Annotated in this window: 7 protein-coding genes; all 7 read right to left on the bottom strand. The window is 74.2% G+C overall.

Annotated elements, in window-relative coordinates; genetic code table 11:
* Positions 1–131 precede the first annotated feature (131 nt).
* Entirely contained in the window at positions 132–719 is a 588-nt protein-coding gene (locus tag ACWD68_RS02350) for a DUF6197 family protein (RefSeq protein WP_451804581.1), read from the bottom strand.
* Positions 720–858: 139 nt separating this feature from the next.
* Positions 859–1269, bottom strand: a complete 411-nt coding sequence (locus tag ACWD68_RS02345) for a hypothetical protein (protein ID WP_451804580.1) — start codon at positions 1267–1269, stop codon at positions 859–861.
* A gap of 214 nt (positions 1270–1483) precedes the next feature.
* Complete coding sequence (locus tag ACWD68_RS02340) at positions 1484–3475, bottom strand: hypothetical protein (RefSeq protein WP_451804579.1); 1992 nt, start codon at positions 3473–3475, stop codon at positions 1484–1486.
* The gene (locus tag ACWD68_RS02335) at positions 3472–7182 is read right to left on the bottom strand and encodes a vWA domain-containing protein (RefSeq protein ID WP_451804578.1); all 3711 of its coding nucleotides are present in this window, start codon (positions 7180–7182) and stop codon (positions 3472–3474) included. The genes ACWD68_RS02340 and ACWD68_RS02335 overlap by 4 nt, the downstream gene beginning before the upstream one ends.
* Entirely contained in the window at positions 7179–8339 is a 1161-nt protein-coding gene (locus ACWD68_RS02330) for an ATP-binding protein (RefSeq protein ID WP_451804577.1), read from the bottom strand. Before ACWD68_RS02330 ends, ACWD68_RS02335 begins: the two co-directional genes overlap by 4 nt.
* Positions 8340–8425: 86 nt before the next feature.
* On the bottom strand, positions 8426–13336 hold the full coding sequence (locus ACWD68_RS02325) for a DNA-binding protein (protein ID WP_451804576.1): 4911 nt from the start codon (positions 13334–13336) through the stop codon (positions 8426–8428).
* Positions 13333–14199, bottom strand: coding sequence for a DUF4132 domain-containing protein (locus tag ACWD68_RS02320; protein WP_451804575.1), 867 nt, complete (start codon positions 14197–14199; stop codon positions 13333–13335). The genes ACWD68_RS02325 and ACWD68_RS02320 overlap by 4 nt, the downstream gene beginning before the upstream one ends.
* Positions 14200–14518 lie beyond the last annotated feature (319 nt).

Here is a 14518-nt window from a genome sequence, read left to right as displayed (position 1 = left end):
AGTCGTTGCCGAGAACGTGGCCGTCATCCTCAGTTGCCCTGCCACCGCCTCGCGTGACAGTGAGGAATGGCCCGCCGTGTGGCTGTCCGGCCTGCCGGGCGCCACCATTTGGTCGGGGTCGGCCCGCGGGTTCAGATACCGCGGGCGTCGGCGAGGATGCTCGCCTGCTCCAGCATGCGTGTCGGTTCACGGCCGTTGGCCCAGGCGTCGTTGAAGGACGGGACCGACCCCACGTGCGGGCCGAACCGTCTGCGGATCGCTTCGAGCAGCACGTCCATGGCCTGTGCCTCCAGGCCGCGGTCGCCGCCGGATTCCCAGCGGATCGCGCCTTGCGAACACAACCGCCCTTCTTCGTCGGTGAGTGCTCCCGCGCACCAGCCGCCATCCTGCAGCCGCAGGGAGGCCCGGTGCAGCAGAGCCGCCACGGGGGTGGCGTACGGGCCGGGGGTCGGTGCGGTAGGGGCGGCCGGTGCGATGGGAGTCGGCGGCGCCGCGATGTGTGACCAGTCGACGGTAGGCGTCTCGATGTGCGCGGTGTTGACCTCATAGGCGATGGCCGCCAGGGCGAGCCGGGCGTCCATGTCCTCCTTGACCGCAGCCATGCGGGCCTCGAGACCGTGGCTGGGGCGCGGCTCCGGTTTCGCGTCGGGAGGTGGGGTGGCGTCCAGGAGCTCGGCCGGGGCCTGTCCGGCGGTGGTGACGTGAGTGGGGGGCTGCATGATGAATGGATTCCTGGCGTCCTCCGCGCTCAGCGCCGCCGAATGGGCGGTACTGGGCGCGAAAGGGCGGCAGGGACGGCGGTGTGTGCGGGCGCCGCCTCCAGGTTCGGGCCGGCTCCCGATGGCAGCTCACTGGCGATCAGGGCTGGTTGTTCGACACCGCGTACGCTCGCTCGATTTCGCCCAGGTACTGCTTCAGATGGAAGCGAACCTCCTCGATGGGCCTGCCATCCAGTCCCGGATACGCCAGCTCGGACCAGATGACCGTCCCACCCCGGAGCCGGACGTGGATCGCCAGCCTCTCCGGCCCCGGCACGGGCCGCTCCTGCGTTGCCACATCCACCTTGCGCGGCCTGTCCGTCGGGTAGAGCGGTCCGCCCGGGCGGAGCAGTCGCCGGGGATCGAGACCGACCATTCTGCTGTCGCTGCGCGCGACCATGTCGAGGCCATCGACGAAGAGGTACGTGTGCACGGCGCCGCACACCGGCGGCCCCGGGCACGAGCCGATGAGCAACGCGCTCACCGCACGCTCGCTCTGCCCCTCGGGCACGGTGGCCCTCAGCTCCCGCGGGGACCTACGAGGCATCCGCCTGGTGCGCTGTCATGGGCCGATCCTAACGGCCACGTCGCAGGCAACCAGTCCGGCGTCAGCGGGGCATCTTCTCCCCTACGCACCGCTTCGGTTTCACGCCCGCTGCCTCTGGCTCCAGGGCTGTCCCCCGTCGGGCGGGGCGGGGAACAGCCCTGGTCCGTACGACAGCAGTTCACGAGTCCTGGAAGGAACCAGTGGTCTCCGGCTGCCAGGTGGCCCGTACCAACGCCCGCTCGACGCCCGCCAGATAGACGGCCGCGGCGAGCCACGCCCGTGCGTACCGGTCCGGGTCGGCCTCGCCGGTGCGGCCGAAGACGTCGCGGGTGCGCCGATCGGCCTCCGCGGTGAGGTCGGCCGCCACGTCCGCGGCCGTGTGGAAGCCGCTGCGCCGCAAGGCTGCCCCACCCCCGCTGCGGTCGCCGTCGCGCGCGGGTTCGGCGACGGCTCTGCGGCCACCCGACACGGCGACCTCGATCAGCCGCCGCAGCCGCCACAGGGGGGCCTCCGCCAGCGGGTCCGCTGGGACATTGCTCGGGCCGTCCAGGGCGGGCACGGCCGGAATGACGCCGAGCGGTGGGAGATGCGCGCCCTCCAGGCGGTCGTAGCCCAGGTCGGCGCGGCCGTGCCAGCCGGCGGGCAGTCGCAACGTCGCCTCGGTGTCCGGCAGCGGGGCGACCGCCAGCGGGCGGAGCGTGGCCGCGCGGTCGGGGTCCAGGCGGCCGATCACCCGGAGCCGCAGCCCCGGCCGGGACGCGAGCCGGCGGAAGTTGGCCGTGTGGGCCAAGCTCGGATGGCTGTTGGACGGGGCCAGCCGGATGAGGAGGCCCTCCGCGTCCGACTGCCCGGGCCGAAGTTCCCGGGCGATCACATGCTCGCCGGCCGCGGCGACGAGCGCGAGGTCGCAGCCGACCAGCGCGCGTGCCGCCTGTTCGGCCTGCTCCGGGTCGGCGCCCGGAGTCACGGCGAGCCGTTCGGCGACAGCCTCGGCGAGCGGGCGGGCGAACAGTGCGGCGAGCGGGCCGGACGTCCACGACTGGCCGGCGACCGGAGTTGCCCGTACGCCCTTGCCTGAGCCGAGGCGGCCGTCGGAGGAGACCGTGGCGCCGGAGATCAGCAGCCCGCCTCGGGCGAGTTGGGCGTGATCGAGGCTCCCCGAGCCGAGCGCGACGGTGGCGGTGGCCGCGCCCTGGGCGCGGGCCGCGCCGCCGGGCTTGACGTCGGCGACGGAGAACCAGCGTCCGTCGTCGGAGACGAGATGGGTGACGACACCGCCGTAGCCGGTGGCCGCGATCACCGGTTCCCGGCACACCCCGTGGACCCGCAGGCTGCCGCCCGGCCGGTAGGTGCGGCGGGCGGTGCCGATCAGGGCCTGCTCCGGGTCGGCCGCGGCCAGCAGAACGGTGGTGAGCAGCAGTTCCCGTACGTTCGTGACCAGGTCGGCCAGCCGGTGGCCGTCGTGGCGGGCGCGCGCGCCACGCAGCCCCCGTACGACTCTCAGCGCGGCCGCCTCGGCACGGTGCAGCCCGGCGAGCCGGGCGGTGTGCGCGGCCCGGAGCAACTCCGCCTGAGGGACCGCGCCCGCGGCGGGAACCCCGGCGGCGAGCACGGTCGCCGCGGCCGTCCACAGCTCGGCCGCGGCGGCCACCTGGGCATCGGTGAGTGGGACGGCCTCCCCGGGCTCTGCGACAGTCTTCCCAGACTCTGCGACGGCCTTCCCGGGTTCTGCGACGGTCTTGTCGGGTTCCGCGACAGTCGCGTCGGCGAGTGGGGCTCCGGGACTGGTGCCGGTGGGCGCGTCCACCGCTGTGACCACAGCGGACGGGGAGTCCTCCTCCGGAGCGCTGCCGCCCTCGACGGCATCCTCCACGGCGGCGTCGGCCAGCGGGCAGGCGGCGAGGACGGCGGCCCGGTGAAGGCACCGGGGGGCGAGCAGACAACTGCACACCGCCTGGCCCGCGTCCGTGACGCTGCCGGAGGGGCCGGGCGTGAGCGTGACCTCGGCGTCCTCCCCGCACCGCACGCGCCGGACGGAGCCGTCGGCGACGACCGGCAGGGCCGCGTACGACTCGATCGAGGCGTCCAGTTTCTTGCGCAGACGGGAGGTGAGGCTCTCGACGGCGGAGGCGACCACATCAGGGGCCACCGAGGGCAGTTCGGGGTTCATCGGGTCTCTCCGCGGAGGCGGTCGCCCACCCAGCGGGCGAGGGCGAGGGGACTGAGCGCGGCCACGGGCATGCCGGCCGCGACGAGCTGCTGGGCGACGGGCACCGAATAGCGCGGGGTGCCGGCGTCGTCCAGGGCGGCGCATCCCATCAGGTGCACCCCGGAGCTCGCCAGAGCCCGTACCTCGCCGAGGAGTCCGCCCAGCGGGTAACCCTCCTCGAAGTCGCTCACGACCACCACGAGGGTCCGGCTGGGCACGGTGACCAGGGAGCGGGCATGGGCGAGCCCGGCCGCGATGTGGGTGCCGCCGCCGACCCGTACTTCCAGGAGCAGCGACAGCGGGTCGTCGACCCGGTCCGTCAGGTCGATCACGTCCGTCGAGAAGGCGAGGAAGTGTGTGGACAGGGTGGGGACGCCGCCCAGCACGGCCGCGGTCAGGGCCGACCAGATGACGGAGGCCTCCATCGACCCGGACACGTCGACCACGAGGATCAGCCGCCAGTCCGCCTCCTTGCGCGAGCGGGTGCTGAACACCGGCCGCTCCGGTACGACCACGGTCCGCCCGTCGGCGGTTCGGCGCGTGTGCGCGAGGTTGGCCCGCAGGGTGCGCGGCAGGTCGAGCCGTCCGCCCGGACGTCGGGTGGGGCGCGGAGTGGCGAGTCCGGTGAGGGCCGGGCGCATCCGGGTGGCGAGCGCCTTGGCCAGTTCGTCCACGAGTCGGCGAACGAGCGGACGCAGCCTGGCCAGTTGCTGCTCGGGCATTCCGCCGGCCAGGGACAGCACGGAGGTCAGCAGGTCGACCGACGGGCGGACCGCCTTGGGGTCGAGCTCGGCCAGCACGTCGCTTCGGCCTTGGTCGGCGGCGCGTGCCAGGACCTCCTCGCGGACCTCCGCTCCGAACAACGACTCCAGTTCCTCGGCCCATTCACGGGCTGTCGGGAAGGACGCGTCCCGGCCTCCGCCCTGCCCCTGGGCGCCACCTTCCCGGCCGAGGTCGGAGGAGCCCTCGCCGCGGCCGGTGCCGTACAACTCGTCGAGCGCGTGCGCGTATCGCCGGGCGCTCTGTGGGAGTTTCTCGGTCTCCCTGCCGAGGAGCAGTCGCCAGCGGTCCGTGGGAGTGATCCGGAGGGTGGCGGACGGGGCCGTGGAGGCGTGAGGCTGTATGGAGCGCGGAACGGCAGAGGGCAGGAGTGCAGAGGCCAGGGGTGCAGGAGCCACGGATGTGGAGGCCACGGATACGGGTTGCTCGGTCTTGTCGGTGACCCCACGCGTCCCGGAGTCCGTGGGCGCCACCCCGTTCGCGCCGGCCGGCAGACGCAGGGCGCGGAGGGCCGCGAGCCCCGCCGCGTCCGCGGCCGTCCACAGGGCGAGGAGGTGCGGCGAGGCCGTGAGCGACAGGTCGAGGCGGTCGCCGAGCCGCTCGGTCACGGTGTGCAGGAGGCGGTCACGGCCCGCCGGGCTGAGCGTGTCGAAGCCCCCGCGCAGGGCGGGCAGCCGGTCGAGGAAGCCCTGGTCGGTGAGCGTGTCGATCCGGTCGAGGAGTGGGTCCAGCGCCGTCGGCGCCGACTGGAGCAGCGCTGCCGCACCGCTGAGCAGCCCACCGAGCCGACGGCCCAGCGCATGCCGGGCGTCCGGGCCGGTGGCCGTGTCGATCCAGCCGGCGGAACGCGCGCCGAGGGTGCCCGTGTCATCGAGGTCGAGCAGCACCCGGGCGGCCAGGGCCGCGCCCTGGATCAGCGGGGAGCCCTCGCGAGCGAGGGTGCCGAGCGCGTCGTCCATCCGCAGTCCGAGGCGGTGTTCACCGGCCCGTGCGGCCAGCTCGATGAGTGCGGCCGTGTCCTCCGGCCGGTCACTGCCCGCCAACCCGGGAAGGGTTCGGACCGCCGACTCCAGGAGGCTGGTGGCCAGTTCGGCGGCAGCCTGCCGGCCGTCCGCTGTGGTGCCGGGCAGATGGCCACGGCACAGGGCCTCCAACAGGTCGAGCCCGGTGAGGAGTTCGGGGAGTGTGGCGGTGGCGGGGAGCACGTCGGCGGCATCGGCCAGGCGCTCCGACACCAGCACGGGAAGATCGCAGCGGGCGGCCGCACCGAGCGCCGCGAGGACATGGGCGCAAGTGGGCCCGCCGTCCGCCGACTCCCTGCGGAAGTCGTCCCGCAGGGTGCCTTCGGCGGCCAGGGCCGCAGTCACGCCTCGTACGCCGGCCAGGTCCAGCCGTACGGGGACGGCCGGAGTCCACGACACCCGCCACCGCGTGGTCAGGGCGGCGGCGTCGCCCGTACCGGCCACCGCCACGGCCTCGCCGTAGCCCGCGCCGCACACGGCGAGGCGCTGGAGGAGGATCTCGCGGCGGCCGTCGAGGGCGGAGCGGAGCGGGTCGAGCCGTACCTCGCGCGATGCGGGGTCGTCCGGGCCGGGCAGCCGCAGTGCGGCGACCTCCGCCTCCACGCACGGGCCGAGACCGGAACGGGGTGTGCCCGGCGCGATCCTGCCCCGGTCGGTGCCGACCAGGACCACTTCGAGCGCTCGCGCGAGGGCCCGGCCGCGGCCGAGCGGTTCACCCTGGCCCATCACGGTCGTCAGCGCCTCGATGACCTCGCCCCGTCCAGGCGCCACGAGCCCGCGGACCCTGGCGAGGTCGCAGGCCATCCGCAGGGTCTCGGCGGCCTCGCCCGTGCCGGCGGTGTGCCCCGCCGCGCGGAGCTCCCGGCAGACGTCGGTGACCGCTCGCGCGGCGGCGCCCCGCACCTGCTCGGGATCACCGCCGGTCTCGAACACCGCCTGCTGCCAGCGCGGGTCTCGGATGCCGGCCGGATAGCCGGAACGGGAGTCCAGCAGATCGAAGGCGTACGGGACGAGCGAGGTGACGACGCTCGGGTGATCCCCGGCGACGCCGTGATCGACCGCTGTCGACACCGCCGCGCTGTCACCCGGACCCCGATCCGCGACCGGACCCGAACCCGTAACCGAATCGGGCGACAGGGCCGGTGCCGTCAGCGCCGGAGCGTGGAACGCGCCGACGACCGCCGCGACCCGGCGCCCGTCACCCGCGGCCCGCGCGATCGCCTCGCGCATGTGAGCCTCACGGGCGAGGTCCACCGCGGGTATCCCGCCCGAGGCCGCGGCGTCGCTGCGCAGTGCCCATCCGACACCGAGAGCGGCGCGGCGGATCGCCTCGGGAGCGGATCCGGGGGCGAGGACCTCGACACAGCGGTCCCACAGATCGTCGTCGTCGCGCCCGGTCCCGGATGCGGCGAGGGCGTTCCCGAAGGAGACGGGCGCGGTCACGGATGCCACGTCGGCGACTGCGGCCGCCCGCGTGTCACCCCCCGGCAATGGCCCGTCCGCGTTCCATCGCGGGTCGGACATCGGCAGATCGCAGCAGACGACGTCCGCTCCGCGGTCCCGTGCCCAGCGGACCGCGGCCAGCTCCGGGGAGAAGTCGGCGAACGGATAGAAGCCGAGCCGCCCGTTCTCGCCCGCCCCGGCGAGCGCGACCGGCGCGACGGTGCCCGGCGCGGCCAGATGCGGGAGCCATGGCCGGAAGTCGGCGGGCAGCTCCACACACACGACCTCCGCCCCGGAGGCGTCGAGCAGGGAGGGTACCGCCGCGGCGAGCGCCGGACTGTGGTGCCGTACGCCCAGCAGGTACGGCTCCACGGAGCCGGCGAGGGCGGTGACGGCCGCCCGTGGATCCTGGGTGTGCGTCACCGAAGGTTCTCCCGCAGGTCCCAGAGCCGGCGCCAGGATGCGGCGCCGTCCTCGGCGCGGCGGCGCACCGGACCGTCCCAGTAGCCGAGCAGACGCGCGTGGTCGGCCGGATCGTCCTTGCGGACCACGCCCAGGAGGTGACCGGGGACCAGATCGAGGGAGTCGGCACCCGGCAGGTACGCGGCGGCCACCCCGAGGGAGACGGCGACCTGCACGGCCTCGGCCGTCGACATCACCGTGCCGGGCCGTTCCACGTCCCAGCCCTCCGCGGACCGCCCGGCCCGCAGGTCATGAAAGACGGTGACCAGTACGTCCAGCACCGCGTCGTCGACGCCGAAGGCGGCGCCCGCCCGCTCGACGGCCGCCACAGCCTGCCGCCGCACGAGCGCGGTCTCGGCGTCGGCGTCGGCGATCGGGTGCACGGTCTCGAAGTTGAAGCGGCGCTTGAGTGCGGCGGACATCTCCGAGACGCCGCGGTCGCGCAGGTTGGCGGTGGCGATGACGGTGAATCCGGGAGCGGCTGCGACCTGGGCGTCGTCCGTGCCGGCCAGCTCGGGCACGCTCATCCGACGGTCGGACAGGATCGACACCAGGGCGTCCTGCACCTCGGGCAGACAGCGGGTGATCTCCTCGACGCGGGCCACCCGGCCGGCGCGCATGGCGGCCAGCACCGGAGAGTCGACCAGCGCCTGGGGCGTGGGGCCCTGGGCGAGCAGCAGGGCGTAGTTCCACCCGTAGCGCATGGCGTCCTCGGTGGTGCCCGCGGTGCCCTGCACGGTCAGCGCGCTGGTGCCGCAGACGGCGGCGGACAGCAGTTCGGAGAGCATCGACTTGGCCGTGCCCGGCTCGCCGACCAGCAGGAGACCGCGTTCTCCGGCGAGGGTGACCACACACCGTTCCACCAGGGCGCGTTCGCCGACGAACTTGGGGGTGATGACCAGGCGGTCCGGCAGCGTGCCGTGCCGCTCGGGGAGCTTGAGGGTCTCGCCGCCGCTGCCGCAGACGAAGGTGATCGCGGAACGCGGTGTCAGCCGCCAGCCGGGCGGGCGGGGACCTGAGTCGTGGGCGGCGAGAAAGGCGAGTTCGGTGGCGTGGCGCTCTTCGGCGGGCAGGGTCTGCCGGGCCGGAAGGGCCGTCGCCGTGTCGGTCGGGGGCATGCGTGTCCTTGTTCGGTAGGTCGGTCTGTCGTCGTTGCGGGGAGGGGCCGGGGCGCCTGCCGGTCGGCCGGCGCCCCGGAGGCAGATCAGCGGCGGCGTCCTCGCCGCACTTTGAGCTCCTCGAACCGGGGGCCGTCGCCCTCCTGGACCCGCTGCCAGGCCCTGCGGTACAGCTCGGCGGGCGGTTCGGTCGGCACGATCACGCCCAGCAGAGCCTCCTCGCCGCTCAGCAGGTCGCCGAACAGCGGCAGCTTCCACCGCTCCAGCGGAACGCGCGGAGCCTTCGGGTCGATCCAGCCACCGGGCAGGAAGAGCGAACGTCCGGCCCTGGTGCGGGTGGCCTCCACCACCAGGCCGGTGGCGGCCAGTTCTGCACGGGCCGCCTTGAGCCGGGCCGGCTTCCATCCCGTCCACCGGGCCGTCATGCGGTCGGTCGGGTCGGGCATGGCGAGCAGCATGAGATAGAGGGTCGCGGCGTCCCCGCCGACGCCGTACCCCTTGGCGGCCTCGGTCACCAGATCCGGCACCGAGCGTCCCGGGTCCTGCGGCCACCAGGTGCCGTCCTTGCCCCGCTCGCCCGCCTGCGGATCGCCAGGGTCGGCGAGGAGGGCCGCGAGCTCGGGGGAGCGGGCCAGGCGCATCGCCACTTCGGCCGCATAGGGGCGTTGGCCGTCCACGCGGAGTGCGGGCAGATACGGGTCCTGGCCCGCCTCGTCCAGCAGGGCGACACGGATGCCGGGGGACGGCTGGTCGTCGTGGGTGGCGAGGATGACGGCGCGGTACCGCTCGAAGCCCTTGCCCACCTCGGTGGGTGCGCCCGCGGTCTTCCGGAAGCCGGGGAGGCCGATGTACTGATCGAGGTCGAGGACCAGTCCGGGGTGCGCCAGCCGGTCATGCACGGCGCCGAGCGCGGCGGGCAGCACGGCGCGGACCGGGTCACCGGCGGGCAGGCGGTGCGCGAGCCAGGCGGCGAGGCCGATGGAGCCGACCAGCGTGTGCGCGGTGAAACCGGCCGTCTCCGAACCGACGGGCTTCACCCGGTCGCCGTCGACGGCCCACTCCAGGTCCCGGGTGAGCCGGGGCTCACCCGCCGGGTGCAGCAGAGCGGGCAGTGCCTGGCGGACATCCCACTGCCCGTGCTTGAACGCGCGTACCGCGTCGCTGAGCAACTCCTCGGGCACGGCGGTCCGCCGGCCCATCCTGCTGTTCCAGACCTCGGCCGCGGCGGCCCAGTCCGGTCCCTCGGTCCACAGACGGGCGGGCTCGGCGGGCAGCAGCGCGGCCACGACCGCGGCACGGGTCGCGGGATCGATACCGCGCAGCTCGTCCTTGGCGACGGCCGCCGGGGCCGCCTTCACACCGATGACATCGCGTGCCTGGGTGGTGAGGAACGTCCGCTCGTAGACGTCGATCTGCGGCAGACCCGCCACGATCAGCCGGGCCATCGTCTCGGTGACGCCGGTGGTCCGGGCGAACTCCTCGGCGGCCTGCGGGAACCAGGGCGCGGGTCCGCGCGCGGCCAGTTCCGTGAGGAACGCGCCGAGGCGGCCCGCGTCGCCGTCCTCGCCCAGGGGGGCCGACGCCCGGAGCGTGTACGGCTTCGGCGTCTCGAAGCGTCCGGCCGGATCGTGGAAGTATCCGGTGAACACACACCCGTCGTCACCCTGCGAGTTGCGTCCCACGAGCGCGATGAAGGAACCGCCGCCCAGGGGCAGCAACCCGTTCCACGCGCCCTCACGCCAGTCGCCCGACGGGGTGCGCAGCGGGCCGGCCTCCAGGTGCAGGTCCACCTTGCGCCAGTGCGCGGGCTCGGCGGCGGGCGCCAGGCCCAGCGCGTCGAACTCGGCGAGCAGCGCGTGGAGCGCCTCCCGGTGGTCCTCGGAGGTGGTAGGGGCAGCTGTCCGGAAGGCCGTGGCACCGACGCGGTCGAGCAGGGTGTCCAGTCCGGGCTGCCCGACGGGAAGCCGGCGTCCGTCGAGGTGGACGCGCGCGGCCGGTCCCTCCATCAAGGCGACGTCGGGGAGTTGGGCCGCCCGCTTCATCTCGCGCAGGACGCGGAAGACGGTGTCGGCCTCCTTGTCACGGTTCCACCAGTAGCCGGAGGCCCCGCAGAGACCGCTCATCGCGTCGAGGAGCACGGCGTCCGCCGGTCCGGCCGGGCCCTCGTCCTGCAGGCCGCCGTCGAGAGCGCTGGTGAGCCGGGCGGCCGCCGCGTCCAGGACGGCCTGCTGACCGGCCGCGTGGCGCACGACTCCGGCGATCCCCGCGACCAGCGCGGCATGGGTGACCGGGAGATGGGAGCGGATCGCGTCGGGCAGCACCTCCTTGTCCTCGTGAGCCGCGGCGGTCAGCAGGGCCGCCGCCGTGTCGCGGTCGATGTGCCGCAGTGACTCGGAGCCCTCCGCGTCGCGGGCTGTCAGGCACTCCCAGTACTGCACCGGCGGCAGCAGCAGCGAGCCCTCGCCGAAGACGCCGGGCGCGCGGTCGGTCTTGGCCACCGAGGTCACGACGCCGTCCGTGTCCACGATGGTGAGCTGCCAGCTGTTGCGGACCACCGCACTCGCCCCGTCGGCTCCGGGGAAGACCACGAGCGTGGCGGGGCGGCCGGCGTCCGCGGGCAGGGCGACGGTGTGTCCGGAGAGATCCTGGGCGCGCACGGAGCCGTCGGGCAGCTGCACCACGCGCAGACCGACCAGTCCGTCCACGGGCGCGGACGCCGGCGTGGCGCCGGCTGTCGGTGAGGGGCGCAGTCGCCCGCCCTCGAACGTGCTGCCCTCGGGGGCGTCGAGCAGCGCGTCGGCGAGAAACGCGGGCCTGCTCATGCGGCCCCGCTCACCCGTCGCCGGGTCGTATTCGTACCAGCCGTGCGCCTTGTCGTCCTCGTCCTCCGCGTTCCACACCCAGTACGAGATGCCGTCGCAGAGCACCTGCCGCTCCGGGGGCAGGGTGGTGTCCCCGGCGTGCAGGAGGCCGCCGCCGGTGGTCCGGCCGCCGCCGGGCAGGGGCAGCGTGATCGGCATGTTGGCCTGGTACCAGTCCATCTGGGTGCCCCGGGTGCTCCGGGCGCCCTCCAGGGACTGGGGACGGTCGGCGCGGTTGTGCCAGTAGCCGCGCAGGCCGTCGTTGCGGTCGTTCCAGTAGACGAGGAGCTCTCCGTCCACATGGTGGAAGCCGGGATCGCCCGAGGCGCTGTTCGCCGGGATCCGCAGGTCGTGGGTGAGGACGGTGCCCTCGGCGCCGATGACGCGGGCCTGGGCGGCGCCTGCCACGATGAGGTGGGGCCAGGCGTCGGCGACGATCACGTCCTCGATGTCGGCCTTGGGGACGAGGGCGGCGACCGCCTCCTCCCAGGCGGGCCAGCCGAGTTCGTCGAAGAGCCCGGCCCGCAGGGTGCGCTGCAGCACTGGCGCGAGGTCGGTGCCCGCGGCCTCACGGACCTCGTCCTCGGCCAGCGCCAGGGCCTCGGCGGGCAGCCACTTCAGCCGGGCCAGCGCGTCGGGGAGCTGGGGCAGGCCGACCGCGGTGAACCGTCGTGCGACGGTGCGCACCCAGTCCGCGAGCAGCGGGCCCCCGCCCGGCGACGCGGCCAGCAGGCGGATCGCCCGCAGCGCGTGGTCGTCGTTGCCGAACCGGTCGGCGCCTCGCCCGAAGGCCTCGTGGAAGCGGGTGTCGGCGGCCAGGGACATCAGGTCCCGGTGTCCCTCGCCCGGAGCCCACTGCGCCAGCAGCAGAGCTTCGTCCTTCTGCGGGGCGGCCATCGGAACGTCCAGGGACAGCAGCAGGTCGATCAGGTCGATGTCGTGGAGGACCTTCAACGCGCCGCCGGAAGCGGCGAGTTCGGATCGGAGCCGGTCCGCCGTCCGCTCCACCAGCGGATACAGCTCAGCCATGCGACTGGAGTCACGCCATGACCGGGCCCGCTCCCGATAGGCCAGGAACCGGCCCAGCCAGCCCGCCGCACCGTCCCGAGGCCGCTGGTCCTCGGGCAGGGAGGCGTCCCACAGTCCGGCCGTGGCACCGGCGGCCTCCAGCAGACCCAGCCACATCGTGGGCATCTCGTTCTCGTGGCTGGAAGGGAGCAGGTCGAGCAGGGTGCCCCTGACGCGCGGCTCACGCGCGGCCAGCGCCACCAGCGCCGTACGGTGCCCCTTCCACCAGCCGGCCGCCGCGCGCAGGGTGGCCGGCAGACCGAGGAGTTCGGACAGGTACTCCTGTTCGGTGAGGTTCGCGTCCCGGCCCGCGGCCCGGGCCAGCTTGCGCAGGTCGTTCGCCATCTGCGCCGACGGCGGCAGCCCGCCCGCCGTACGGCGCAGGCACAGGCGGGTGAAGCGCCGCAGCGCGTCCTCGGCCGGCACCCGCGCCGCCAGTTCCCTGGCGTAGGCCGACAGCACCTTCACGGGCAGGGCACCGGCCAGCGCGAACTCCAGGAACACGGCGTCCAGCCGCTCCTCCTGGACCGTCAGTCCGTGCTCCGCCTCGGCCTTGCGTGCGCGGGTGAACAACTGGGCCGCGTACGTGGCGTTCTCCTCCGCGAGAAACACGCGCCCGGCCTGCTCGTAGAACGTCGGCAGGAAGTGCGGCACCGAGGCCGCCAGCCGGTCGCCGAGTTCCACGAAGGCGTCCAGCGCGGCCTTCGGACGGGACTTGGCCTGCAGGGCCGCCCGCTCCAGGTCCGGCACGACGCCCAGCGCGTGGTGCCCGTCCTCGGGGTGGTGCACGAGCACCCACTCGGGAAAGCCCAGCGACTGGCGCAGCCCGAACCCCACCACGGCCGGCTCGGAGTCCTGCTCCAGGCCGAGGAAGCCGGCGGCCAGATCCTCCGCCGCCCCCAGTTCGCCGGCGACCAGCCGCACCACCACCCGGTCGTCCAGCCCCGGGTGACGGTACGTCCGCGCCGTCAGCGGCACCCCCCGCTCCCCGACCCCCTCCGAGTCGGGCGGCAGCACCGCGCCCGCCGTCAGCAGTTCCTCGTACGACACCTGCGTCCCCCCGCTCATGCGTTCTTGCCCTCCTCGATGACGCGGCCGGCGTACAGCGCCGCGGCCATCCGCATCCCCTCCGACCAGGCGACCGGTCCCACCTCGAGCAGCGGCAGGGCGCGCCCGTCCTGGTCCTGCCAGGTGAGGCTGCCGGTCTCGACCGTGTCCTCCCAGTACGGCTCGCCGATCCACACGCATGCCTCGACGGTGCGTCCGCCGTCCCGCACCCGGGTGGTCGCGTATCCACCGGACACGCGGTAGCCGAGCGAGCTGGCGCGCGCGGCGAGTGCGAAGCGGGAGCGGAACGAGCCCCCGGTGAAGTCCCGCACCTCGGTGGCCTTCGCGTCGAGGCCCTCCGGCCGCCGCCACATCGCCCGGTGGATCTGCTCGACGCGCTGCACCATGCCCAGTTCGGCCGCGAACTCACGCAGGTCGTCGAGGTCCGGCAGCAGCACCGGATGCGGCAGGGTCACCGTGCGCGGGGCTATTCGGACGGTCTCGCCGTCCAGGTTCACCAGCCGCAGCTCACCGGCTTCGGTGGCACCCCGAAGGAAGCCAACTTCATCAGGGTCGTCGCCGACCACGGCCAGATCGCGCAGCGCGGACTGCCAGGCCTCGTCGGGCCATACGCGGGCCAGCAGCCCGGTGGGTACGGGAAGCGACGACACCATCCACGCGTCGACCTGTCCGACACACGCCGCGGCATGCCGGTCCAGCCACTCCGCGAACCGCCGCAGCCGGTCCACCTCCGGGTGGTCCTTGAGCGCGCGCGGCAGCGATTTCAACTGCCGTCCCGCCGACCGGCCCGAGGTGGCACGCGCTGCCACCCGCCCCTCCACAAGGGCGACTTCATACCCGTCACCCGCCGACAGCCAACCCACGCGCCACAGCCTTCCGCGTCAAGAACACAAGATGAGAGCACAGTTCAGCCGGGGAGTCCGTCCCGGGCCGAGTGCGACTATGGGCGGAACGCTAGCGTCGACCACTGACAATCGGACCCCGGGGCTGTGGAAGGGTCTCGTCCCCCGTCGTCCCCTGGCCGGAGCCCGCCCCGTCTTCGCCTGGGAACAACGGGAGAGGCCTCCTCGCGCGTCATCCCGGTCGAGGGAAACGTTCGGCCGGTCTCCTCGGAGCTGCAGCTTGTCGGGGCGCAGCACTGCCCGGCTGCACCGGATCGGCCTGTCGGCGGTGTCGAACGCG

The sequence above is a fragment of the Streptomyces sp. NPDC005141 genome (assembly GCF_053599975.1).
The sequence above is the reverse complement of the archived record's forward strand: the minus strand, read 5'-3'. Positions and strand labels throughout refer to the sequence as shown.